The organism is Aeromonas sp. 130281 (assembly GCF_056642115.1).
In genome coordinates, this window is the sequence record NZ_JBWVQS010000016.1 from 1 (window position 1) to 22,318 (window position 22,318).

Here is a 22,318-nt window from a genome sequence, read left to right on the forward strand (position 1 = left end):
TGACCAGCACGCTCGGGCCCTGGGTGTCGACGCTGTAGCCCTCGGTATCGGTCACTGTGGTGCTGTTGCCAGCCGCGTCGGTGGTGGTGACCTTGGCGTCGATGGTCTTGTCGCCATCGGCCGCCAGGTCGCTGCCCGCCACCAGGATGGTGAAGCGGCCATCGGCGTCCACCTTGCCGGTGTAGTCGGTGTTGTTGACGGTCAGGGTGACGGTGTCACCTTCGTTGAACTCGCCGGTCACGGTGCCGCTCACCGGGATCTGCTGACCCGCTTCGGCGGCGTTGATCACATCATCAGGCGTGATGTCGGCATCTAGGGTGATACGAGCGTCCGGCGCCTGGGTGTCCAGCAAGCTGGTGTCGTCGGTGGCGCTGGCAGGGTTGCCCGCCGCGTCGGTGACGCTGGCCACGACGGTCAGGTTGCCATCCGCCAACCCGCTCAGGTCTGCGGTGGTGCGGTAGTTGCCGTCGGTATCGGTGACCGCGGTGACGGTCACCTTGTCGCCGTTGGCATCGGTGATCACCAGGGTCACGGTGCGGTTGGCACCGACATCGGAGGTGCCGCTGATGGGCGCGTCGGCCACATTGGCACCGTTCACGTCATCCAGGCTCACCGTGATGTTGGCCGTGGTGTCCACGCTGCCATCATCGGCGGCTGTGCCCGTGTTGCCGGCAGGATCGGTCACGCTGGCAGTCACCTCGTAACCGCCATCCGGCAATGGCGTAACCACATTCGAGCTGTAAGTCCCATCCGGCTGAACTGTGGCCGTCAGCGTCTGTTGGTTGCCATTGACGTCGGTCACCACCAGGGTGACTGTGCTGCCAGGGGCGGCATTTGTGGTGCCCGTGATGGTCGGGGTGCTGTCGTTGGTGTTGTCCGGCGCAGTCACAGTGACGGAAGGCGCCGTGGTGTCGACGCTGCCATCGTCGGTGGCGGTGCCGGTATTGCCAGCCGGATCGGTCACGCTGGCGGTCACGTCATAGCCGCCGTCCGGCAGAGGGGTCTCCACATCCACGCTGAAGCTGCCATCCGGATTGACGGTGGTGATCAGGGTCTGCTGGTTGCCGTTGACGTCGGTCACCACCAGGGTCACAGTGCTGCCGGGAGCGGCATCCGTGGTTCCGGTGAGGGTCGGGGTGCTGTCGTTGACGTTGTCCGGCGCAGATACCGTGATGGTGGGCGCGGTGAGATCGAGGAGCTCATCCTCGTCATCCTGCGCTTCGGCCAGCGGAGCGGGATCGTCCGGATTGGCGGAATCAAAGCCGGCGGTAGAGATGGTGGCATCACCGGTTCTGTCGATGGTGATGAAGCCGCCGTTGCCGCTGGCACCCGCAACGCCGCCCACGTTGCCCGCAGCGGGTGCCCCGCCCGCCGCCGACGCCTCAAATGCCTGGGTAGGATCAGTCCCCGCCAGAATCGCCTGCTGCAGGGCGGCGATGTCGTCAGGTACATCCCCCTGCCGTGCCAGCTGGGGCTCTTCAGAGTCGGGAGTGTTGCTCGGGCTCAGGGTGAAGGTGGTCTCCCCCCCCTGGAAGCTGGCCCCCTCAGGAGCAAGCAATACGGCATCCCTGGGCAGCACATCGCCTTCAGAAAGAAGCGTCTGGCTCCCGTCAGCGGCAACCAGATAGACTTTGCCTTGCAATTGGGTAACGACGACATCCTGATCCAGTACGATGCTCTTGCTGCTCATGGTTTCTCCTGAAATATCAATGGGCATAGATTTCCAGCCTCCAATGTGCCCGTTAGTCCGACCAGATACCAGTGAGAAAAATCGAACGAACAGACCGAAATGAGGCTTGGATTCGCGCCGAAAACGAAGGGTGTTTGAAGGGTAATAAAATTAGTTAAATCAATATCATCAAAAATGGCAGCATCAAGATGGGAGCCTTATTGGCTCCCATTTCACGTCGACTCAGGCTCCGGCCCAGAGCAGGATGGCCAGCAGTTGGGGAGAGATGATCCGCAGGAACATCACCAGGGGGTAGACGGTCGCGTATGACAGGGCGCTGGCGCCACTGGTGGGGTGCATGCCGTTGGCGAAGGCCAGGGCGGGAGGATCCGTCATGGAGCCGGCCAGCAGACCGCACAGGGTGAGGTAATTGACCTTGCCATAGTGGCGCGCCAGCACCCCGACCACCAGCAGCGGGATCAGGGTGATGGCCACGCCATACATCATCCAGGCGGGACCATCCCCGTTGATCAGGGTGTCGATGAAGCCGGCCCCTGACTTGAACCCCACCACCGCCAGGAACAGCACTATGCCTATCTCCCGCAGCGCCAGGTTGGCGCTCGGCGGCATGAACCAGTAGAGCTTGCCGATGCTGCCGATGCGCGACAGGATGAGGGCCACCACCAGGGGGCCACCCGCCAGACCCAGTTTGAGGGCCGCCGGGAAGCCCGGCAGGTAGAAGGGAATGGAGCCGAGCAATACCCCCAATCCAATGCCGATGAAGACCGGCAGCATCTGCACCTGCTGCAGTTTCTGCTGGACGTTGCCGACCACGCTGGTCACGGCCTCGATGGCATCTAGCCGCCCCACCAGGTTCAGGATGTCGCCAAACTGCAGGCTGGTCTGGCTGGTCGGAACCAGCTCGATGCCGGCCCGGTTCAGACGCGAGATGACCACATCGTATTTCTGCTTGATGTCGAGATCCCGGATCCGTTTGCCGAGCACCTGCTCGTTGGTGACCACCACCCGCTCGACCCGCAGATCCGTTCCCCGGGTGGAGAGGGAGGTATCCACCTCCTCCCCGAGCACCAGCAGCACCTTGTGCAGGGCGTGGCGCTCCCCCACCAGGTGCAGCAGATCGCCGAGCTCGATGCGCGAGTCGGGCTTGGGCACCATCAGTTCGTCACCGCGCTTGAGGCGGGAGCAGATGACATCGGCCTCGTCCAGGCTCGGGATCTCGCGAAGCATCAGGCCGTGCATGTTGGGGTTGCGCACCGCGATATTGATGGTCTGCAGGCTCTCCTTGGTCTTGCCCGCCTGTTGCTCGAACGCGGCGGCTTCTTCGTCAATCTTGACGTGAAAGAACATGCGAATGAGCCACATGGTGAGCAGGATCCCGCAGATTCCGAACGGGTAGGCCACCGCATAGCCCATCCCCATCAGGCCGGTGGAGCCCGGATCCGCCCCAAGCTCCGCCAGGATCTGCTGACCCGCCCCCAGCGAAGGTGTGTTGGTCACGGCACCGGAGAAGACCCCTAGGATCACCGGCAGCGGCACGTCGAACAACTGATGCAGCGCCGCGGCCACCACGCAACCGAGCAGCACCAGCAGGGCGGCGAAGCCATTGAGCTTGAGCCCCGAGCTGCGCAGGGAAGAGAAGAAGCCGGGCCCGACCTGGATGCCTATGGTGTAGACGAACAGGATCAGACCAAATTCTTGAATGAAATGAAGTGTTTGCTCATCCAGCTTCAGGCCGGAGAGCCCGGCAAAATGCCCCACTATTATGCCGCCGAACAGCACACCGCCAATCCCCAAACCAACGCCATAGACTCGCCAGTTTCCCAGCCAGAGTCCCAGCACCGCCACCAGCGACAACATGCTGATGGAAAGCGCGATCTCACTCATTTTTGCATCCTTTCCAAGCTGAACTGACCCTAGCTTGTCAGCAAACGAAGGGGGCAACTGTGGGATGCCGCACGAATTCAGGCTTTCATGGGCGCAAAAATACCAATTAAGGGTTAATCAGGCGACATAGCCATAGATGGCCACAAAGTGACAGAGGCTCCCGCCCAGCACGAACAGATGCCAGATGGCGTGGTTGTAGGGGATCTGCCTGGCCATGTAGAAGAGGGTGCCCAGGCTGTAGATAAGCCCGCCAAGCCCCAGCAGCAGGAGCCCGGTGCCATCCAGATGGAGATAAAGCTGATAGACGACCACCAGGGACAGCCAACCCAGCATCAGATAGGTGAACAGTGACAGACGCTTGAAACGGTTGATGAACAGGAGCTTGAATACCACCCCGGCCAGGGCCAGCCCCCAGATCACCACCATCAAGCCCCGCGCCAGCGGGGTATCGAGCGCCACCAGCAGGAAGGGGGTGTAGGTGCCGGCGATCAGCAGATAGATGGCGCAGTGGTCAAGCAGCTTGCACCGGCGTCTGGCCACCGCCGATCCCATGCTGTGGTAGAGGGTCGAGGCGAGATAGAGCAGCACCAGGCTGGTGCCGTAGAGGGCGTAGCTCAGCAAGGCCTGGGGACCCTGATCCCAGCCCTTGTGCAGCAGCAGGATCAGGCCGATGATCCCCAGCAGCAACCCCAGCCCGTGGCTGAGACGATTGGCCCACTCTTCCCGTGGGGAATACCCCGTCACATCCGTCATCACCACCTCCAGCCAAAACCCGATCCACTCTAGCGGTCGACGTTTCAGGCTACAAGTGTTAGCTCAAAATAAAAGGGGGCAGGCCAGGAGGAGTCCCGCCGTCAGGAGGTGGCTGTTCCCCCCGCCCCTTTGGTGTATGCTCTGCGGCCGACGCCACCCGCGCAGATGGCCGTGTCTGTCCGGCACGGCGCGCGCCCGGTACTTTCTGCCCGACAGGCTGGTCTGGAGAACCTGATGAAGCTGACTGAACTGTTTACACAACCGGATCCTGACTTCGGCCAGGCCATGACGGCCCTGCTGGAGACCTTCCATCACTCGGATGACAGTCAGGCCCCCTATCAGCGCGACAGTTTCGTCCATCAGCTCGATCAGTCGTCCATGCCCGCCAGCGGCATAAGCACGACAGAGTACCTCACGCGTCTCGCCGCCCTAGTACCCGGTGCCTCCCATCTCACCTCGCCCCACTACATGGGACACATGACGGCGCCCCTGCCGGCCTTCACCGCCGAGCTCTCCCGGCTGCTGGTGATGCTCAACCAGAATCCGATGAAGATGGAGTCCTCCCGCCTGCTCAGCTTCCTGGAGCGGGAGGTGCTGGCCAAGCTGCACCGCCTCGTCTATCAGGAAAACGACGGCTTTTACGCGGCGCAGATGCATGCCAAGGATGCCGCCCTCGGGGTCATGACCAGCGGTGGCACCATAGCCAACGTCACCGCCCTCTGGCTGGCCCGCAACCGGGCCTGTGGCGACGATCTGTTTTCCCTCTACGAGCAGGGCTACCGTGGCGCCGTGATCCTGGGATCCCGGCTGATGCACTACTCCTTCGACAAGGGGATGGATCTGCTGGGGCTAGGGGCTTGCCGCGTCTGGCGTCTCGAGACGGATGCCGACAACCGGCTCTGCCTCTCGGCCCTCGAGGAGGCGCTGGTTCGATGCCGGGAGCAAAAGCTCAAGGTGCTGGCCCTGGTGGGGGTCGCCGGCAGCACGGACTTCGGCTCCATCGATCCCCTGCCCGAGCTCGCCGCCATCGCCAGGCGCGAGCAGATCCACTTTCACGTGGATGCCGCCTGGGGCGGCCCTACCCTGTTTTCCCCCCGCTATCAGGGCTTGCTGGATGGCATAGCGCAGGCCGATACCGTGACCCTGGACGGCCACAAGCAGCTACTGGTGCCGCTCGGTACCGGCATGCTGCTCTGCCGCCAGCCGGATCTGATGATGACGGTGAAGCGGGAGGCCCCCTACGCCATTCGCGCCAGCTCCTTCGATCAGGGCCGCTTCACCCTGGAGGGTACCCGTCCCGCCAACGCGCTCTATCTGGATGCCGCCTTCCAGCTGCTGGGCCAGCAGGGCTATGCCCAGCTTATCGACGCCAATTACGACAGGGCGCGGCGGATGGCTGAGCTCATCGATGCCCACCCCGCCTTCGAGCTGATGTCGGCCCCCGTGATGAACCTGCTCTCCTATCGCTGCATTCCGCCTCACCTGCAGGGCAAGGCCCTGGACGAGGCGGCCAACGAGCAGATCAACGCCTTCAACGTGGCGTTGCAAAAGGCCCAGCGTGCCGAGGGGCACAGCTTCGTCTCCCGCACCCAGCGGGCGGTGAGCCGCTACGGCGCACAGCCGCTCACCCTGCTGCGCGCCGTCCTGCTCAATCCCCTCATCGAGGAGCGCCATATCCGCGGCTTGCTGGATGACCAGCTGCGGCTCGGCAGCCTCGTTGCCAGCCAGCTGTTCGACCAGGCAGAACAACCAGGATCTGTGGCATAGGACAGCCAGTGCCATCCTTAGGGTGGCGACCCCGCAGCGGGGAACTGCATATTAAATGAACGGTCTTATTCATTTGCCGTTGCCTAACGGGCAGGTACACTGAGTGAAATTTTGAGGTTAGAGCCCAGCATGAAGCAGTTTATTGAATTCATTCCCCTGATCGTCTTCTTCGCGGTCTACAAGTTCTACGACATCTACACCGCCACCGGCGCCCTGGTGGTCGTCACCGGTCTCCAGCTGCTCTACAGCTGGGTGCGGTATCGCAAGGTCGAGAAGATGCAGTTGTTTACCTTCCTGCTGGTCGGTTTCTTCGGCGGCCTCACCGTCTTCTTCCACGACGACACCTTCATCAAGTGGAAGGTGACCGTCATCAATGCACTCTTTGCCCTGGTCCTGCTCATCAGCCGCTACGGCTTTGGCAAGAATCTCATCAAGCAGATGCTGGCCAAGGAGCTGCAAGCCCCCGACCGCGTCTGGGACAAGGTCAACCTCGGCTGGGTCGGCTTCTTCGCCCTCTGCGGCCTGCTCAACCTCTACGTGGCCTTCAACCTCTCCCAGGAGATGTGGGTCAACTTCAAGGTCTTCGGCCTGCTGGGCATGACGCTGGTGTTCACCCTGCTGAGCGGCGTCTACCTCTATCGCCACATGCCGGCCGAGCAAAAAGCAGAACAGAAAAAATAACCGCAATCAGAAAAGGACCCTCTCATGTGGTATCTCATCTACTCCGAAGATGTCGCCGGCAGCCTGCCCCAGCGCAAGCTGGCTCGCCCTGCCCACCTCGCCCGTCTGCAGGCGCTGCAGGATGAGGGGCGCCTGCTGACGGCCGGCCCCAATCCGGCCATAGATGCCGAGGACCCGGCCGATGCGGGCTTCACCGGCAGCACAGTCATCGCCGAATTCTCCAGCCAGGCCGACGCCAAGGCCTGGGCCGATGCCGACCCTTATGTGGCGGCTGGCGTCTATGCCAGGGTGACCATCAAGCCGTTCAAGAAGGTGTTCTGAACCGGGCCCGGTTCGCATCATGTTGAGCGCGAGAATGCAAAAGGCCGGACACTGTCCGGCCTTTTTACATCTGCACGCCCTGGCAGCGGCAATCAGGCCCGCGCCACAAACCAGGGGTTGAGGATATCCGGCTTGTTGTAGGCAAGCGCTGAGCCATCGAGCTGGGTCACGGACCCACCCGCTCCTTCCAGCACCGCCTGCGCCGCCGCCGTGTCCCACTCGCAGGTAGGGGCGAGGCGCGGATAGAGCTCGGCGCCCCCTTCGGCGATGATGCAGAACTTGAGGGAGCTGCCCATGGAGACCAGCTCTATCTCGCCAAACGGTGCCAGATAGTCGAGGGTGGCCTGCGACAGGTGGTTGCGACTGCCCACCACGCACCACGCTTCACCATCCTTATGGGGGCGGGTCTGGATGGCTTCATGCTTGTCATCGGCAACACGCCAGGCCCCGACCCCCTTGCCGCCATACCAGAGCTTGTCCAGCACAGGGGCATAGACCAGTCCCCAGACCGGCCTGCCCTCCTCGATCAACGCAATGTTCACGGTGAACTCGCCGTTGCGGGAGACGAACTCCTTGGTGCCATCCAGCGGATCCACCAGCCAGTAGCGGGACCAGCCGCGCCGTGCCTGCATCGTCTCGGCGTCCGACTCTTCCGACAGCACAGGGATATCCGGCGTCAAGCGGGCCAGCGCCTGCACGATCACCTCGTGCGCCCCCTGATCGGCGGCGGTGAGCGGACTCTCGTCCTGCTTGTACTCCACCGCGAAGGGCTGACGGTAGATGGCCAGGATGGCGTCACCGGCGGCGCGGGCGATGGGCTCCAGTGCGGAAATGGCGGGTAAGAACATAGAAAAGACATCTCGCTCAAATGGTTAGCCAGTGTAACTGAGGAGGAGGTACCCAGCTTATAGCCGATTAGCCTGAGTTATTCCTTGCTAGTTCTGACAGACAAAAAGTGGCGCAATACGACTAATGATAAATGTGCGATTAACGCAACATAAGGACATGAAGCCATGAACCGAAAGACTCTGATCGCCGCCCTGCTGCTGGGCTGTCTGCCCCTGTTGAGCCAGCCTCTGCTGGCCGCCGACAAGCCAGCTGCCAAGCCGGCCACCGTGGCCACCAGCACCAAGGAGGCCGGCAAGATCAACCTCAATACCGCCAGTGCCGATGAACTCGCAGCGCTGAAGGGCGTTGGCGAGAAGAAGGCGCAAGCCATCGTCGATTACCGCGAGAAGCAGGGCAAGTTCACTACTGTGGATCAGCTGGCGGAGGTGAGCGGCATAGGGCCCGCCACCCTGGATGCGAACCGGGACATGATTATCGTCAAGTAACCGGTTTGAATCCCTGTCATCCTGAGGGCAGCCTGTGGCTGCCCTATTTTTCTTCGGGTATCATGAGCGCACTTAGTATCCTCGGACTCATTCCATGAAAAAGACACCCCTCGTTGTTCGCAAGGCCGTCCTCCCCGTTGCCGGTCTGGGTACCCGCATGCTGCCCGCCACCAAGGCCATCCCCAAAGAGATGCTGCCGGTGGTCGACAAGCCGCTGATCCAGTATGTGGTGCGCGAGGCCATCGCCGCCGGCATCAAGGAGATCATCCTGGTGACCCACTCCAGCAAGAACTCAATCGAGAACCATTTCGACAAGAGCTTCGAGCTGGAGGCGACCCTGGAGAAGCGGGTCAAGCGTCAGCTGCTGGAAGAGGTGCAGCACATCTGCCCGAAAGACGTCACCATCATGCACGTGCGCCAGGGCGAGGCCAAGGGCCTGGGCCATGCGGTGCTGTGCGCCCGCCCGCTGATCGGGGATCACCCCTTCGCCGTGCTGCTGCCTGATGTGCTCATCGACGAGGTGGCGAGCGATCTCAAGCAGGACAACCTGGCCGAGATGGTGCACATGTTCGAGGCGGACCAGATCAGCCAGATCATGGTGGAAGCCGTCCCCGAGAGCGAAGTGGACAAATACGGCATCGCCGACATCAAGGGCGAGGCCCTGAGCGCCGGCATGTCACTGCCGATGCAGGCCATCGTCGAGAAGCCGCCGCGCGACGAGGCACCCTCCAACCTGGCCGTGGTCGGCCGCTATGTGCTCTCCGCCAACATCTGGCCCTTGCTGGAGAAGACCCCCGCCGGGGCGGGCGACGAGATCCAGCTGACCGATGCCATCGCCATGCTGATGGAGAAGGAGCAGGTCAATGCCTACTTCATGAAGGGTCGCAGCCACGATTGCGGCAGCAAGCTGGGTTACATGAAGGCCAACGTGGAATATGCGGTGCGCCACCGCGAACTGGACGGCGAATTTACCGCCTGGCTCAAGCAGTTCGTCAAACAGTTGTAATTGCTGAAAATTCACACAATATACAGAATAAAAGACTGGGCATCATTCGATGCCCATTTTCATTTTATAAACAAAAATTCAACCATTGATAGATAAAATATCGTCAAAAGCTCTCGTTGTAATTCAATCCTGCTTGTTTTATAAGGAATATGGCTTGTTCCTAGCCCTTGCATAAAATTTCTAAAAAAATATAAGACACAGGTGGAAGTTCCAATGAATAACCCGTCCAAAGGGACCTTTTTAGGTCACCCTAAAGGGCTCTTTTTGCTCTTTAGTACCGAACTCTGGGAGAGATTCTCCTACTACGGCATGCGTGCCGTGCTCGTCCTCTATCTGACCGACATGACGGCCAACGGCGGCATGGGCTGGACCCAGGCTGACGCCCTCAAGCTGTACGGCATCTATACCGGTCTGGTCTACATCACCCCGATCATCGGGGGCTGGCTGGCCGATACCTTCCTCGGTCAACGCCGCGCCATCCTGATCGGTGCCATCTTCATGGCCGCGGGTCAGTTTACCCTGGCCCTGCCCCACGCCATGTTTCCGGACATGGTCAACACCGTCTTCTACGCGGGCCTTGGCTTGCTGATCCTGGGTAACGGTCTGTTCAAACCGAACATCTCCACCATGGTGGGCGACCTGTATCAGGAAGGTGATCACCGTCGTGACGGTGCCTTCACCATCTTCTACATGGGCATCAACCTGGGCTCCCTGCTGGCAGGGGTGATCTGTGGTGCCGCCGCCACCGCCTACGGCTGGCAAGCTGCCTTCGTCAGCGCCGGTATCGGCATGCTGCTCTCTCTGGTGGTGCAAGCCACTATGGCCCAGCGTTTCCTCGGCGACATCGGCCGTGTGCCGGCTGCCCAGCGCGCCGCAGAGCAGCGCTCCAAGGAGCAGAAGGCCCCGCTGACCAAGCAGGAAGTGGATCGCATCAAGGTCATCCTGGTGCTGGGTCTGTTCACCATCATCTTCTGGGCCGGTTTCGAGCAGGCCGGTGGTCTGATGAACCTGTATGCACAGGAATATACCGACCGCATGATCGGCAGCTTCGAAGTGCCGACCGCCTGGTTCCAGTCCCTGAACCCCTTCTTCATCATCACGCTCGCCCCGATCGTGGCCGCCATCTGGATCAAGCTCGGCAGCAAGGAACCTAACTCCCCGGTGAAATTCGCCATGGGTCTGCTGTTCCTGGCCGTCGGCTTCCTCTTCATGATCGGTGCCGTGCTGGAGCAAGGCGGCGATCAGGCGGTCAAGACCTCCATGTTCTGGCTGGTCGGTGCCTACCTGTTCCACACCCTGGGCGAGCTCTGCCTCTCCCCCATCGGCCTCTCCATGGTCACCAAGCTGGCACCGCTGCGCCTGGCGTCCCTGATGATGGGTGCCTGGTTCGGCTTCGTCGCCCTGGCCAACTATGCCGCCGGTTTCATCGGCTCCTTCGTCGGTGAAGCGGGCCCGATCGCCATCTTCGGTGGCATCGCCCTGGCCGCCGTGATCAGCGCCCTGATCCTGCTGACCATGGCGAACCGCCTGGTCTACTGGATGCACGGCGCCGAAGGCCCCGCCAAAGAGGCTGACGAGCACGACAAGAAGCTGCAATCCGCCACCGTCTAACCGGTCCGGACTGCACAACGCAAACAGGGCGCCCATTGGGCGCCCTGTTTGTTTCGGCTCTAAAGCGCGGCCTCAGTGATGACGAACCTGCATCTTCAGGGCGCTGCCGTTGTCGCTGCGAAACTGCAGCTCGAAGGGCTCGTGCCAGCTGCGCTTGTGCAACCCATAGCGGCTGCTGCGCATCAGCCCGAGCGGCAATCCCCCCGAGCGCATCAGCCAGTGGGGGGAGGTGAGGCCCGCATTGGCAAACACCAGTCCGTCTTCCTGATCGAACAGCAATGCCGCCATGGAAAAGGAGTGGCGCAGACCCGACTCCAGCAGTTGCAGATTGAGGTAGTCGAGCAACCTGTGGGGCTGGGTCAACAGCTGGCTCTCCTGCTGCTGGTATTGGCGATAGGGCCCGTTCATCAAGGAGCGCACCAGGGCGCCGCAGAAGGCGGCATCCACCCCCAGGATGGGCAGCTCCATCACCAGCACCAGCAGCTTGTCGTCCAGCTTGAAGGTGTCGGGAATGAACAGATTGCCCATGCCGGCGAACGTCACCTGCCAGGGCCCCCACTCCTGCATGCCAGGTGGTGCCAGCCAGGAGAGCAGGCGGCTGGACGCCAGATCGTGGGCCCGGAAGAAGTCGATGTGCTCCATCAGCTCCAGTTGCTGGCTCTGGTGGGCGTTGCTCGTCAGGCACTGATCTATGCTGCGCCGGATCTGGCCATAGTCATCCACCGGCTTGATGAAGAAGTCGCTCGCCCCCGCTCGCAACGCCCGCTCGATGGCGGCCATCTGGTCCTGACCCGAGATGACGATGACAGGCACCTCGGGGTAGCGGGCAGCGAGGCAGGCGATCACCTCATGCCCATCCATGTTGGGCATGTTCAGATCGCATAACACGATATCGGGGTGATAGAGTGCGGCTGCCGAGAGCCCTTCGATTCCATCTTCGGCCTGAAAGACACAGGCCCCATCATGCTCGAGATAAGTGACCAGCGAGTGGCGAAAAACCGCTTCATCCTCCACCACCAAGATCCGTAGTCCGGCTTTTGACATCTTGACAAAGCTCTTATTAGTCAAACGGTTATTTGAGCACTAAGCCTAGATCATGGGAGCGGCATCTCGCCACCCAATATTGCCGGGCAGCCCCTCCAAATGGCCAGTCAGCCATCCAAGCATTTGAAATGGACTGATTATTTTGTCAGCAATTTATGCCGCTTCCCTGCCAAACGGGAGGGCTGCACCCCACTCACCACGGGATGAAGGGGCACCACGGCATCATCAGGCAGCCATCCATGGGCACAGTGAATTGTATGCGACCCCGCCATGAGGGATAATGCCCCCCACTCCAGATCGTGAAGCAGACCATGACGCCAGCCGAATACAGCGCCCTCGCCCATCCCAGACTCTCCCACCCGGCACGCAGCCTCTATACCCTGCAGCTGCGCCGGCTGGTGCTGGAGAATCGGCTGCCCAGGCTCAACTATCCCGAACTCGGGCGCGCCCTGGCGGTGGTCGATCCGGGCAATCCCAGCGGGTTCTGCTATCAGGTCAATGCCCGCCAGCTCACCGAGCTGCTCGATGAGCTGATGGAGGCCGAATTGTTGCAGGTCGAGGTACAGGCGGACAGTGAGCACTACCATCAGTGCCCCTTCCAGCTGCCCCTGCTGAGCCAGCGGGTGCGCAGCCCGCTGCCGGAGCGTCCGTTCCAGATGCATCTGCACTGGCGGCCGGATGAAGAGCTGCCCGCCCTCGCCCGCCTGTGCGGGGTGATCGATGCCAGCTACAGCGAAGAGGATCTGGGGGAGTTCATCGCCTACTGGCTGGGTCGCCCCGAGGTGTTCGACTCCCAGCATCAGTGGATGCTGAAGTTCATCCGGACCCTCAAGAGCCGGCGATACACACGGCGCCAGCCGACCGAGGTGGCCGGTTATCAGCAGGTCACCCCGGCCCCCGTCGATTCGGGGCCGAGCAAGCGGGCGCAGGAGATGATCGAGGCCGCCAAGCGGCTGGCCCAGACCGAGGAGCCGGACAATGATTGATCCCGGATGCCCGCAGCAGGCACTATTAACCCCTTGTCACCCCAGCCCCAGCAGAAGGAGTATTCCATGACAGAACCGCACGACCCGCTGCGCCAGGAGCTGGAGGAGATCGAGGCCAAGCGCCGCAGGATCGCCAAGGCCAAACAGGACCATCGCGTGCACGATCCCGAGCTGAGCCAGCATGTGGGCGGCCTGCTCGAGCGCATCCGTCGCCTGCAGGCCCAGACCGGCGGCGGCCAGTACGACTACGAGACCCTGCGCAAGGAGTACGACGCCAAGGCCAATGCCGAGGTGCGCGAACTGCAGAAGGCGGCGCGCCAGGAGCGGATCCAGAAGCTGATCGCCCAGGCCGACCTCAACCCGGACTGGATCTTCGAGAAGATGGATGCCGGCGACCCCGCGCTGCAATACCCCATAGAGACGGCCCGCTACTTCATCAGCGGCTTCGAGCATTGGGAGAAAAGCGGCGGTGGCTGCATGCTCATCTATGGCGACTACGGCACCGGCAAGTCCACCCTGGCGGGCGCCGTGGCCCACGAGCTCATCGAGCGCCATCAGAAATCGGTGATCTTCCAGCAGTGGGCCTCCGTCGTGGACAGACTCTTCTTCAACGTCATCCAGGATCAGGAGGAGCGCAACCAGTACCGCCGCGCCCTGGAAGAGGTGGATCTGCTGATCATCGACGAAGTGGCGGCCAACCGCGCCAAGATGGCGGAGAGCCAGTCCAGCTTCCTCGGCCACCTGCTGCGCCGCCGCCGCAACCTCTCGAAGAGCGTCATCATCATCACCAACCACAGTCCCCAGAGCCTGCATCAGGCCATCGGCGACTTCAGCTTCGAGGCGATCAAGGCGTTCAACCCGGTGGATATCCACCTGAGCGGCCCCAGTCGTCGCCCCAGCATAGGCCACTACAACGGCTGATCCTGTGCGAGCCCGGGCCACTGGCCCGGGCTCGCCGCATTTCCCCGCTTCAAATAAAAACAACTCTCATTTACAGCGCCGTGCCAACCCTTTAGGCTGACCCTTTCGCCACAGGGAGCAGCACAATGCCAACCACACTCATCTTCGGAGCCAGCCGCGGGCTGGGCCGCGCCTTCACCGAACACGCCCTGCGCCAGGGTCACAGGGTCCTGGCCCTGGTCCGTAACCCGGAGATGGCCGCCGAGCTGCGCGCCCTGGGAGTCGAAGCCATCGAAGGGGATGCGCTGGACTCGGCCGCCGTGCAGCAGGCTTGCGCGCAAGCGGGCCCGGGTGCCCGGGTCGTCTCCACCCTTGGCAGCTTCCGTCAGCCGCAACCAGTGGATTATCAGGGCAACCGCCACGTCATCGACGCCATGGAGCAGACCGGGCTCACCCGCCTGCTGCTGGTGACCTCCCTCGGCTGCGGCGACAGCTGGCAATACCTGCCCGAGCGGGCCAGGGCGGCGTTTGGTCACGAGGTGCGCTTGAAGAGCCTGGCGGAGAGCTGGCTGCAGACCAGCGCGCTCGACTGGACCATCCTTAGGCCGGCCGGCTTGCAGGATGGGGAGGCCACCGGCCGTGCCGAGCTGAGCCAGGGCAAGGAGGTGCACGGACTGGTGCGCCGCGCCGATGTGGCCGCCCATGGGCTGCGCCTGCTGGCCGACGAGGCTGCGCTGGGGCAGATCTACGCCATCGGCGATCCCGAGCTCCATCGCGCCTGACCCACCCACAACCCAAGCCAGCGCATAAAACAACGGTCAGCCCTTGGGCTGACCGTTTCACACTCTCTAGCCGCCGCGTTATCTCGCCTGGCTGGCGGCCGTATCGCTTGCTACCGGGTTGGCAACCGGCAGCGACCGCTGACGCCAGCGCAGCAGCAGACAGGCGAGGCCGCCATGAAGCAGTGCCAGCCCCCAGAGTTGCCACCAGAAGCGCGACACCTGGCTGAACTCGGCCTCCATCTGGTTCAGGCGCAGGAATCCCTCTATGGCCGGCGTGCTCGGCACCCACTGGGCCAGCCAGTTGAGGGGGGTCGGGATCAGCTCCAGCGGCCAGATGAAGCCGGCGAGGAAGACCAGCGGCAGCGAGGAGATGAGCACCACCTGGGTCGGCAGGTCGCGACGGGAAAACAGAGCCCCCAGCACCACCCCGAGCCAGGTGGTGGCCAGCAGGAAGGGCAGGGTGAACAGCCACAAGGCAGCCGGCTCTGCGGTGCGGGCTATGCCGTAGTGGTCGAAGCAGAAGCCGAAGAAGTAGGTCACCGGCAGCACGAACAGCCCCCCCACCACCAGGGTGCGGGCCAGCAGCAACGCCAGCACGGGCGCCTGCTGCCAATAGCCGTGCTCCCCTCGCCCGCTTCGCTGGTTCTGGGTCGCCCCCAGAATGCCGGTGCCCATCAGCAGCACCTGATGCAGGATCAGCACGAAGACCGCCGGCACCACGTAGTTCACATAGCCCATGGACGGGTTGAACACAGGCACCACGTTGAGCCCGACCGCATTCCAGCCCATGGCGGCCTGGGGCAGCGCCTCGCCGTGGCTCAGCAGCCGGGCCACCTTGACCTGAGCGGCCAGGGTGCCTCCGGCCTGGGCCAGCCCCTCGGCTATGGTGCCGTAGACCAGAAAGTAAGAGGCGTCGCCGGCATAACCCAGGGTAACGCTCTTGCCCAGCATCAGATCCCGGTAGAAGTGACGGGGAATGTGCAGTATGCCGCTCGCCTTGCCGGTCAGCATCCACTCCCGCGCCTGTGTCAGGCTGTCGACCCGAGCCACCAGTTTCACCTGGGGCGTCGCATCGGCCATGAACTCCAGCTGACGGGAGAGCTGGCTGCCGTCATCGTTGACCACCACCACAGCCTCTTCGCGAGGCAGCTGATGCAGATAGGGCTGCGGATAGAGGAAGGAGTAGAAGAAGACGCCGCCAAACAGGGTCAGCATGATGGCCCTGTCCGCCAGCAGGGTGCGCAACTCGAGACGCACCAGATCCCAGAAACCCATCATGATTCAGGCTCCTTGGTGGCCAGCTGGCGGGCAGCATGGGCCTGGGGTTGATAGCGCCGCACGACCAGCAGCAGCGGCAGCAGGAACAGCAGCAGGGCGCCGAACTGGGGCAGAGCCGCCGTCAGCGGCTGGCCGTAGTTGGTCTGGCCTATCTGCAGCTCGACATAGTGGGAGATGGGCAGCAGGCTGCGCCAGAACTGGGCCACATCCCCCATGGCGCTGACCGGGAAGGTGACCCCCATGAAGGCGAACCCAGGCGCCGTGTAGGCGCCCGCCAGGGAGAGCGCCCGGGCCGGATCCCGGATGACGCCGTAGAAGAAGGCTCCCATGCTGACACAGGCAGCCGAGGCCAGCCCCAGACCCAACGTCAGCACCAGCCAGCTCCCCTGCATGGGATAACCCAGCGCCTTGAACAGCAGCAGGCTCCACGCCAGCCCCCACCCCCACCCGATGAGCACATGGGGCAGCAGGGTGCGCCAGAGGCCGAACCAGACCCCTCTGGTGGTCCAGTCCAGGCCGAGTCGATCGGTGCGGGCCAGGGCATTGAGGCCATAGAGCACCACCAGGATCTGCCACACCGCGGGCAGCAGGGCACTCAGCAGAAACTGGGCGTAGCTGGAGTTGATGTTGTAGAGCGCCGTCACCTGGCTCGCGATGGGCACGGATTGCCCCAGCGCCCCGGGCAGCCCCTTGCCGTCGGCCATGGCCTCCAGCACGCCCACCTGACCGTTGAGGGTGCCCACCACCTGGGCCAGGGCCGCGTTGACCAGCTTGGCGATCAGGATGAACTGGCCGTTGTTGAACACTGTCACCCTGGGCTGGGTGCCCTCCCTGGCATCCCGCTCCAGGTGGTTGGGGATCACCACCAAGGCATAGATGTCCCCTCCGCGCAGGGCCCTGGCACCCTCGTCTATGGTGTCAAACTGCTGCGCTATCTTGAGCCCGGCCGAGCCATCCAGCGAAAATGCGAGCTGGCGGGAGAGGGTGCTGCGATCCAGATCCACCAGACCCACCTTGAGATCCCGCGCCAGCCCCGCCGAGAAGATCCAGCACAAGAGCCCGATCAGCAGCAGCGGGATCCAGCTGGTCAGGGCCCGGCTGAAGGGGTCTTGCCACAGCAGCCGCCATTCGCGTCCCATCAGAGTTCGACCAGCACGCTCATGCCAACCCGCAACCCCTCAACCGGTTGCAAGGGGCGCGCCTCCACCTGGAAGCTCTTCATGTCGAACCCCTGACGGGTGTCTGTGGCTCGCCAGGTAGCGAAATCCCCCATCGCGGCCACATGGGACACCTTGAAGCGCACCGTCTGATCGCCAAGGCCCGGGATGCGGGCATCAAACTCGGTGCCGACCGGGAAACGGGGCAGCAGATCCTCGCGCACATGGAACTGGGCCCAGGCATCCTTCATGTCGAGCAGGGTCACCACAGGGAAGCCCTGGGGCGCCAGCTCACCGCTGCGCAGCAGCACCTGGGCGACTTCCCCCTCGTGCGGGCTGGCGATGCGAGTATCGGCCAGATAGGCCTCTACCTCGGCCACCCCGCCTGCCGCCATCTTGGCCTGCTCCCGCGCCGCGACCTTGGTCTCCTCCCGCGCCCCTTCCAGGGTCATCTGATATTGCTGCCAGGCCATGCCTTCGCTGTATTTGGCCGCCTGCCAGGCCGTCCAGGCCTCGTCACGCTTTTGCAGCGGCATGACGCCGTCCCGATGCAGGCTGGCGATACGCTCATAGGTCTTGCCACGAAGCAGGGCGGCCGCCTTGGCTTGCTGCCACTGATCCTTGGCCGCGGCTATCTGCTGGGCCCGCGCCCCCTTCTCGGCCTCCTGCGCCATGGCACCAGCGGCCGCCTGACCAGCCTTGGCCTGGCTCAGCTTGGCCTCGATCTCGGGGCTCGCCAGGGTGAACGCCAGCTGACCCTTGGCCAGTTGATCACCCTTCTTCACCAGCACCTCGTCGATGCGCCCCGCCACCTTGGAGGAGACAGAGTACTGCTGCGCCTCAATCTGGCCCTGCAGGCGCACCGGCTCCGGCTGATAGGCCAGCCAGAAACGCCAGCCCAGCCAGATGACCAGCAGCACCAGGGCAAGTGGCAGCAACCAAGGCTTGCCCTGGCTCATCTTCTTCTTGATGGGGGGATGACTCATGAATTCACCTCGACAAAAGGGCGACCCTTGGCGGTCGACACAGTGATGGACAGATGGACCTGCTGGGTCGAAGTCATGAATTCACCTCTATCGCCTGACCATGCTGATATTGATTGAAACTGTTCATCTGCCCCGAGAGCGCCAGCAGGCGGGCCAGGGAGACCACGTATTGGTAGGCTGCGGCGGCGCGCTGGGTCTTGACCCCGGCCAGCTGGCTCTGGGCATCCACCACATCCAGGGAGGTGGAGAGTCCCTGGCCGAATGCCTTGTCCCGCAGCCGCACGTTCTCCTCCGCCAGGGCCTGGGTCGAGGAGAGGGCATGATACTCCTCCAGCCCCTGCGCCGCCTCACGCCAGGTCTTCTCGACCAGCAATTCAAGATCCTGGCGGGTCTTGGCCTGCAGCAGATTGACCTGCAGCTCGGCACTCTTGGCCGCCTGCACCGTCTCGGAGCGGCCGTCGCGGCTCACCAGCGGCATGCTGACCCCGACCCCGACCAGCCAGTCCGGCGTGGTCTTGGACACGATGGAGTCATCTTCATAGAGGTTGTAGTTGCCAAACAGGAAGAGCTCGGGGGCGTATTTGCCCTTCTCCAGCTTGATCATGCCCTGGGCCTGCTCCTTCTTGGCCGCCAGCAACTTGAGGCCGGGGTGCACCGCCAGGGTCTCCTCCACGAAGGGGGTGAGCTGCGGCATCCCCTCGTTGATGAAGAGCCGGGTGTTGGGCTCCGCCTGCTTGAGCTTGAGCATGTGGCCGAGGGCCAGCTGGGCTATCTCCAGGCTGCGCCGCGCCTTCTGGGTATCGATGCGTGCCCTGTCATAGGCCGACTGGGCGGAGAGTCGCTCGACCTTGGCTATCTGGCCCTGGGCTTCGAGCTTTTTGGCATGATCCAGATGGTGGGCCAGCCCCTGCTCGATCTCCTGCTTGGTCTGCACCACCTGGGCCGCCAGCACCACGCCGAAGTAAGTCTGGGAGAGGCTCTCGAAGGTGGACTGCTGCTTGAGTACCAGCAACTGCTGCGCCTCGCTCACCTGCGCCTGGCGGATGTCCTGGGCCGCATCGATGCGCCCGCCGGTGAAGAGGGGCCACAGCATCTTGACCGAGCTGGTCACCACGTTCTGCTTGGTGAGGGGGGTAACGAAGTCGCTGGGGCTGAGGTTGAGCGCCTGCATGACGGGGCCCAGCACCTTGCCGAATTCCGGGTGATTGGCGATGGGGTTCAGATCCAGCATGTCCAGCTCCATCGGCTGATCGAGGTGGGTATAGCTGGCCCCCACATCCACCTTGGGCAGGTACATGCCCTTGGCCGCCTCGCGCAACTGCTCTGCCCGCGCCACCCCGGCCTGCTCCGCCGCCAGGCCGTCATCCTGCTGGATGACCCGGCTCCAGGCCTCGGTGAAGCTGACGGTCTGCGCCTGCGCCGAGCCCAGCATGGCTCCCAGCAGGCCCGGGCAGAGCAATTTGATGAACCTTGACGTCATACATCCCCAATTTATGTTTGTAATAAAATTGTGTGGAGCCTTTGCTCGATTCAGGCTCGCTATCATAGCGTAAACAGGCGCCGGAAAGAGACTGCCAAATCACCGAGTCCCTCACTCATTTGACCCTGACCATGGTCCCAGACAATATGTCTGATTTTCAAGCACTCCTGAATTTGCAAGCCTTGGCGCGACGTTTTTTTCAGAAAAAAATGGCTGACGCTCAAATACTAACCTTTTCTCCTGACTAAAAAATGCGTAATATACGCCGCCCTAAGCCGATGGTAACCGTGGAATGCAGATAGGTCCCCACACGCTTGAAACTCCCTTGATCGTGGCCCCCATGGCCGGTGTAACAGACCGACCATTTCGTGAACTTTGTTTACGTTTGGGAGCAGGCATGGCCGTTTCCGAGATGCTGCTGGCCAACCCGGATGTCTGGGATACCCAGAAAACCAGGATGAGAATGGGCCACTCTGCCGAAACCGGACTGCGATCGGTCCAGATTGCCGGAGCCGACCCCGAGATGATGGCGTTTGCTGCCCGCTACAACGTGGAGCAGGGCGCTCAGATCGTCGACATCAACATGGGATGTCCGGCAAAAAAAGTGAATAAAAAGTTGGCAGGCTCCGCCCTGCTGCGCCAACCCGATCTGGTCAGATCCATCTGCCAGGCCGTGGTGAATGCAGTAGAGGTACCTGTCACCTTGAAGATCCGCACAGGATGGGATCCGGATAACCGCAATGGCGAGGAGATCGCCCGAATCGCCGAAGATTGCGGTATCGCGGCCCTTGCCGTGCATGGTCGTACCCGCTCCTGCCTCTACAAGGGTGAAGCGGAGTACGACACTATCAGGGCGATTAAGCAGGCCGTATCGATTCCTGTTGTCGCCAATGGCGACATAGACAGCCCGGAGAAGGCCCGGTATGTCCTCGACTATACCGGCGTCGACGCCGTGATGATCGGCCGTGCTGCGCAAGGACGACCCTGGATTTTCCGGGAAATCCGTCATTTTCTTGAGACGGGCACCAAGCTGCCGCCTCCCGACAGGGAAGAGGTTCGCACCCTGATGAACGAGCATGTTACCAACCTGCACCAGTTTTACGGTGCATATCTGGGAGCGCGCATTGCCCGTAAACACGTGGGCTGGTATCTGGATGAAGAAGAGACGGGCCGAGAATTCCGTAAGCACTTCAATGCCCTGGATTGTGCAGACGCACAGTTGAACGCGCTTGAAATGTATTTCGATGGATTAGGTTAACGCATAACTAAAGAGCCGACCGAATATGTTCGAACAAACCCTGACTTCTGATGCATTGGTAACAACTACTCACAATCACGCTGCCGAGCCGACCCAGCGCCCCCTGCGTGACTCTGTGCAACAGGCCCTGCGTAACTACCTGGCCCAGTTGAACGGTCAGGAAGTGATTGATCTGTACGATATGGTTCTCTCCGAAGTCGAAGCCCCCATGCTGGACGTGATCATGCAGTACACCCGTGGTAACCAGACTCGCGCCGCCGTGATGATGGGCATCAACCGTGGCACCCTGCGCAAGAAACTCAAGCGCTACGGCATGAACTGATTCCAGTCATCCTGCTGCAGTGCAGATAAGGGCGTATCCCAGCGATGGGATACGCCTTTTTCTATGGCCGACGTTCCTGAGAGCGCCTTACTCCGCGGCCAGCTTGACGCCGAGCCCCACGAACAGCCCCCCCATCAGGCGATTGAGCCAGCGTGCCAGCCGGACAGGCAGGCGCACCTTGCGACTCGCATAGGCGGTAGAGAAGGCCAGCAGGTGGCACCAGATCATCCCGTTGAGGTTGAAGATGCAGCCCAGCACGATAAACGCCAGCGCCTTCTGCGGCGCATCGGGGGCGATGAACTGAGGCACAAAGGCGAGGAAGAAGAGCGCGACCTTGGGGTTGAGCACATTGGTGAGCAACCCCTGCCGGAAGATGCGCCCATAGGAGAGCGCAGGCAGCGATACCCCGGGCTCGCTCGCAACGGATGAGCTTGCACCTTGCCTGAGCAGGGAAATCCCCAGATAGACTAGGTAGAGCGCCCCCATCAGCTTGATGACGGCGAACAGCTCGGCAGAGGCACTCAGCAGCGCAGACAGCCCCAGGGCCGCCGCCAGCACATGCACCATGGTGCCCGTTCCTATGCCCAGTGCGGCCACCGAGCCCGCTCGCCAGCCTTGCGAGCCACTGCGCAGCATGATGAGCAGGGAGTCCGGCCCCGGCATCATGTTCAACAGCAGACCAGAAACGATAAACAACGCCAGATCGTGGATCCCCAACATACACAGCTCCCTTGCCGATGAAACTCACAGTCTATGGATCCAGCCCGCCTTGTCACTCCCCGTTACGGCAATAGTGAACATAGGCAGGAGGCATAGCCAGGGGCAATCAGGATTGGCGGAGAGTGTAGAAGAGTAGAAAGGTAGAAAGGTAAGCAAGTGGGTAAACAACGGGCCATTTATCCGGGGCAGATGACCTGGACATCCTCTGAACCATCAGCAAATCGGTGCTGAAGCACAGAATGTCAGACAATAAAAAACCCCGCTCGATTGAGCGGGGTTTCTTGTATTGGGTGCCTGGCAGTGTCCTACTCTCGCATGGCGAATGCCACACTACCATCGGCGCTACCGCGTTTCACTT

Annotated in this window: 21 protein-coding genes; 11 read left to right on the forward strand and 10 right to left on the reverse strand. The window is 62.2% G+C overall.

Going from position 1 to position 22,318, the window contains the following annotated elements:
- The 3 genes from AC1IN8_RS20815 to trhA form a co-directional block, all read right to left on the reverse strand.
- On the reverse strand, positions 1–1,690 hold a 1,690-nt coding region (locus AC1IN8_RS20815), incomplete at its 3' end, for a retention module-containing protein (protein ID WP_479760464.1).
- A gap of 222 nt (positions 1,691–1,912) precedes the next feature.
- A complete protein-coding gene (locus AC1IN8_RS20820) occupies positions 1,913–3,574 on the reverse strand; it encodes a putative transporter (protein WP_139439639.1) in 1,662 nt (553 codons plus the stop codon).
- Between the two features lie 117 nt (positions 3,575–3,691).
- The gene (trhA, locus tag AC1IN8_RS20825) at positions 3,692–4,327 is read right to left on the reverse strand and encodes a PAQR family membrane homeostasis protein TrhA (RefSeq protein WP_139439638.1); all 636 of its coding nucleotides are present in this window, start codon (positions 4,325–4,327) and stop codon (positions 3,692–3,694) included.
- A gap of 234 nt (positions 4,328–4,561) precedes the next feature.
- Between trhA and AC1IN8_RS20830 the strand changes: the two genes are divergently transcribed.
- From AC1IN8_RS20830 to AC1IN8_RS20840, 3 genes are all read left to right on the forward strand, one after another.
- Positions 4,562–6,094, forward strand: coding sequence for an aminotransferase class V-fold PLP-dependent enzyme (locus AC1IN8_RS20830; protein WP_479760466.1), 1,533 nt, complete (start codon positions 4,562–4,564; stop codon positions 6,092–6,094).
- A gap of 129 nt (positions 6,095–6,223) precedes the next feature.
- A complete protein-coding gene (locus tag AC1IN8_RS20835; RefSeq protein WP_479760468.1) occupies positions 6,224–6,775 on the forward strand; it encodes a septation protein A in 552 nt (183 codons plus the stop codon).
- Between the two features lie 24 nt (positions 6,776–6,799).
- Positions 6,800–7,096: a YciI family protein gene (locus AC1IN8_RS20840; RefSeq protein WP_139439635.1), complete on the forward strand. Its 297-nt coding sequence runs from the start codon at positions 6,800–6,802 to the stop codon at positions 7,094–7,096.
- Between the two features lie 92 nt (positions 7,097–7,188).
- On the opposite strand, the gene cysQ is transcribed toward AC1IN8_RS20840, so the two are convergent.
- Positions 7,189–7,944 (reverse strand): 3'(2'),5'-bisphosphate nucleotidase CysQ, encoded by a 756-nt coding sequence (gene cysQ / locus AC1IN8_RS20845; RefSeq protein WP_479760470.1) that lies wholly within the window; start codon positions 7,942–7,944, stop codon positions 7,189–7,191.
- 165 nt (positions 7,945–8,109) lie between these two features.
- On the opposite strand from cysQ, the gene AC1IN8_RS20850 reads away from it, so the two are divergent.
- The 3 genes from AC1IN8_RS20850 to AC1IN8_RS20860 all read left to right on the forward strand — a co-directional run bounded on the left by AC1IN8_RS20850 (position 8,110) and on the right by AC1IN8_RS20860 (position 11,047).
- Complete coding sequence (locus AC1IN8_RS20850) at positions 8,110–8,430, forward strand: ComEA family DNA-binding protein (protein ID WP_479760472.1); 321 nt, start codon at positions 8,110–8,112, stop codon at positions 8,428–8,430.
- Between the two features lie 94 nt (positions 8,431–8,524).
- The gene (gene galU / locus AC1IN8_RS20855) at positions 8,525–9,436 is read left to right on the forward strand and encodes a UTP--glucose-1-phosphate uridylyltransferase GalU (protein WP_139439632.1); all 912 of its coding nucleotides are present in this window, start codon (positions 8,525–8,527) and stop codon (positions 9,434–9,436) included.
- 213 nt (positions 9,437–9,649) lie between these two features.
- Positions 9,650–11,047: a peptide MFS transporter gene (locus AC1IN8_RS20860; RefSeq protein WP_218410867.1), complete on the forward strand. Its 1,398-nt coding sequence runs from the start codon at positions 9,650–9,652 to the stop codon at positions 11,045–11,047.
- A 72-nt stretch (positions 11,048–11,119) separates the two neighbouring features.
- Here AC1IN8_RS20860 and AC1IN8_RS20865 read toward each other — a convergent pair whose 3' ends face one another.
- Entirely contained in the window at positions 11,120–12,091 is a 972-nt protein-coding gene (locus AC1IN8_RS20865) for a response regulator (protein WP_479760475.1), read from the reverse strand.
- A 311-nt stretch (positions 12,092–12,402) separates the two neighbouring features.
- Here AC1IN8_RS20865 and AC1IN8_RS20870 point away from each other — a divergent pair, with 311 nt between their 5' ends.
- The 3 genes from AC1IN8_RS20870 (at position 12,403) to AC1IN8_RS20880 (ending at position 14,759) form a co-directional block, all read left to right on the forward strand.
- Positions 12,403–13,077 carry a DnaT-like ssDNA-binding domain-containing protein gene (locus tag AC1IN8_RS20870; RefSeq protein WP_479760477.1) on the forward strand — a complete coding sequence of 225 codons (675 nt, stop codon included), beginning with the start codon at positions 12,403–12,405 and terminating at the stop codon, positions 13,075–13,077.
- 66 nt (positions 13,078–13,143) lie between these two features.
- Positions 13,144–13,998, forward strand: coding sequence for a DnaA ATPase domain-containing protein (locus AC1IN8_RS20875; protein ID WP_479760479.1), 855 nt, complete (start codon positions 13,144–13,146; stop codon positions 13,996–13,998).
- A 125-nt stretch (positions 13,999–14,123) separates the two neighbouring features.
- Entirely contained in the window at positions 14,124–14,759 is a 636-nt protein-coding gene (locus tag AC1IN8_RS20880; RefSeq protein ID WP_479760481.1) for an SDR family oxidoreductase, read from the forward strand.
- A 78-nt stretch (positions 14,760–14,837) separates the two neighbouring features.
- Here AC1IN8_RS20880 and AC1IN8_RS20885 read toward each other — a convergent pair whose 3' ends face one another.
- The 4 genes from AC1IN8_RS20885 to AC1IN8_RS20900 form a co-directional block, all read right to left on the reverse strand.
- Positions 14,838–16,037 carry an ABC transporter permease gene (locus tag AC1IN8_RS20885; RefSeq protein ID WP_479760483.1) on the reverse strand — a complete coding sequence of 400 codons (1,200 nt, stop codon included), beginning with the start codon at positions 16,035–16,037 and terminating at the stop codon, positions 14,838–14,840.
- Positions 16,034–17,176 (reverse strand): ABC transporter permease, encoded by a 1,143-nt coding sequence (locus tag AC1IN8_RS20890; RefSeq protein WP_479760485.1) that lies wholly within the window; start codon positions 17,174–17,176, stop codon positions 16,034–16,036. Before AC1IN8_RS20890 ends, AC1IN8_RS20885 begins: the two co-directional genes overlap by 4 nt.
- Positions 17,176–18,180, reverse strand: a complete 1,005-nt coding sequence (locus AC1IN8_RS20895; protein ID WP_202046660.1) for an HlyD family secretion protein — start codon at positions 18,178–18,180, stop codon at positions 17,176–17,178. Before AC1IN8_RS20895 ends, AC1IN8_RS20890 begins: the two co-directional genes overlap by 1 nt.
- A gap of 73 nt (positions 18,181–18,253) precedes the next feature.
- On the reverse strand, positions 18,254–19,660 hold the full coding sequence (locus tag AC1IN8_RS20900) for a TolC family protein (RefSeq protein ID WP_162519328.1): 1,407 nt from the start codon (positions 19,658–19,660) through the stop codon (positions 18,254–18,256).
- A 292-nt stretch (positions 19,661–19,952) separates the two neighbouring features.
- Here AC1IN8_RS20900 and dusB point away from each other — a divergent pair, with 292 nt between their 5' ends.
- The gene (gene dusB / locus AC1IN8_RS20905; RefSeq protein WP_111911924.1) at positions 19,953–20,918 is read left to right on the forward strand and encodes a tRNA dihydrouridine synthase DusB; all 966 of its coding nucleotides are present in this window, start codon (positions 19,953–19,955) and stop codon (positions 20,916–20,918) included.
- Between the two features lie 25 nt (positions 20,919–20,943).
- Positions 20,944–21,240, forward strand: coding sequence for a DNA-binding transcriptional regulator Fis (fis, locus tag AC1IN8_RS20910; RefSeq protein ID WP_005309538.1), 297 nt, complete (start codon positions 20,944–20,946; stop codon positions 21,238–21,240).
- A gap of 87 nt (positions 21,241–21,327) precedes the next feature.
- Here fis and AC1IN8_RS20915 read toward each other — a convergent pair whose 3' ends face one another.
- A complete protein-coding gene (locus AC1IN8_RS20915) occupies positions 21,328–21,960 on the reverse strand; it encodes a LysE family translocator (protein ID WP_479760488.1) in 633 nt (210 codons plus the stop codon).
- Positions 21,961–22,318 lie beyond the last annotated feature (358 nt).

What these genes read in the sequence shown, in the direction of transcription:
- AC1IN8_RS20865 (WP_479760475.1), bottom strand. Translation starts at nt 12,091, where the DNA reads ATGTCAAAAGCCGGACTACGGATCTTGGTGGTGGAGGATGAAGCGGTT.
- galU (WP_139439632.1), top strand. Translation starts at nt 8,525, where the DNA reads ATGAAAAAGACACCCCTCGTTGTTCGCAAGGCCGTCCTCCCCGTTGCC.
- AC1IN8_RS20835 (WP_479760468.1), top strand. Translation starts at nt 6,224, where the DNA reads ATGAAGCAGTTTATTGAATTCATTCCCCTGATCGTCTTCTTCGCGGTC.
- AC1IN8_RS20840 (WP_139439635.1), top strand. Translation starts at nt 6,800, where the DNA reads ATGTGGTATCTCATCTACTCCGAAGATGTCGCCGGCAGCCTGCCCCAG.
- fis (WP_005309538.1), top strand. Translation starts at nt 20,944, where the DNA reads ATGTTCGAACAAACCCTGACTTCTGATGCATTGGTAACAACTACTCAC.
- AC1IN8_RS20830 (WP_479760466.1), top strand. Translation starts at nt 4,562, where the DNA reads ATGAAGCTGACTGAACTGTTTACACAACCGGATCCTGACTTCGGCCAG.
- AC1IN8_RS20875 (WP_479760479.1), top strand. Translation starts at nt 13,144, where the DNA reads ATGACAGAACCGCACGACCCGCTGCGCCAGGAGCTGGAGGAGATCGAG.
- AC1IN8_RS20870 (WP_479760477.1), top strand. Translation starts at nt 12,403, where the DNA reads ATGACGCCAGCCGAATACAGCGCCCTCGCCCATCCCAGACTCTCCCAC.
- AC1IN8_RS20895 (WP_202046660.1), bottom strand. Translation starts at nt 18,180, where the DNA reads ATGAGTCATCCCCCCATCAAGAAGAAGATGAGCCAGGGCAAGCCTTGG.
- AC1IN8_RS20820 (WP_139439639.1), bottom strand. Translation starts at nt 3,574, where the DNA reads ATGAGTGAGATCGCGCTTTCCATCAGCATGTTGTCGCTGGTGGCGGTG.
- AC1IN8_RS20860 (WP_218410867.1), top strand. Translation starts at nt 9,650, where the DNA reads ATGAATAACCCGTCCAAAGGGACCTTTTTAGGTCACCCTAAAGGGCTC.
- AC1IN8_RS20885 (WP_479760483.1), bottom strand. Translation starts at nt 16,037, where the DNA reads ATGATGGGTTTCTGGGATCTGGTGCGTCTCGAGTTGCGCACCCTGCTG.
- AC1IN8_RS20915 (WP_479760488.1), bottom strand. Translation starts at nt 21,960, where the DNA reads ATGTTGGGGATCCACGATCTGGCGTTGTTTATCGTTTCTGGTCTGCTG.
- trhA (WP_139439638.1), bottom strand. Translation starts at nt 4,327, where the DNA reads ATGACGGATGTGACGGGGTATTCCCCACGGGAAGAGTGGGCCAATCGT.
- dusB (WP_111911924.1), top strand. Translation starts at nt 19,953, where the DNA reads ATGCAGATAGGTCCCCACACGCTTGAAACTCCCTTGATCGTGGCCCCC.
- AC1IN8_RS20890 (WP_479760485.1), bottom strand. Translation starts at nt 17,176, where the DNA reads ATGGGACGCGAATGGCGGCTGCTGTGGCAAGACCCCTTCAGCCGGGCC.
- cysQ (WP_479760470.1), bottom strand. Translation starts at nt 7,944, where the DNA reads ATGTTCTTACCCGCCATTTCCGCACTGGAGCCCATCGCCCGCGCCGCC.
- AC1IN8_RS20850 (WP_479760472.1), top strand. Translation starts at nt 8,110, where the DNA reads ATGAACCGAAAGACTCTGATCGCCGCCCTGCTGCTGGGCTGTCTGCCC.
- AC1IN8_RS20900 (WP_162519328.1), bottom strand. Translation starts at nt 19,660, where the DNA reads ATGACGTCAAGGTTCATCAAATTGCTCTGCCCGGGCCTGCTGGGAGCC.
- AC1IN8_RS20880 (WP_479760481.1), top strand. Translation starts at nt 14,124, where the DNA reads ATGCCAACCACACTCATCTTCGGAGCCAGCCGCGGGCTGGGCCGCGCC.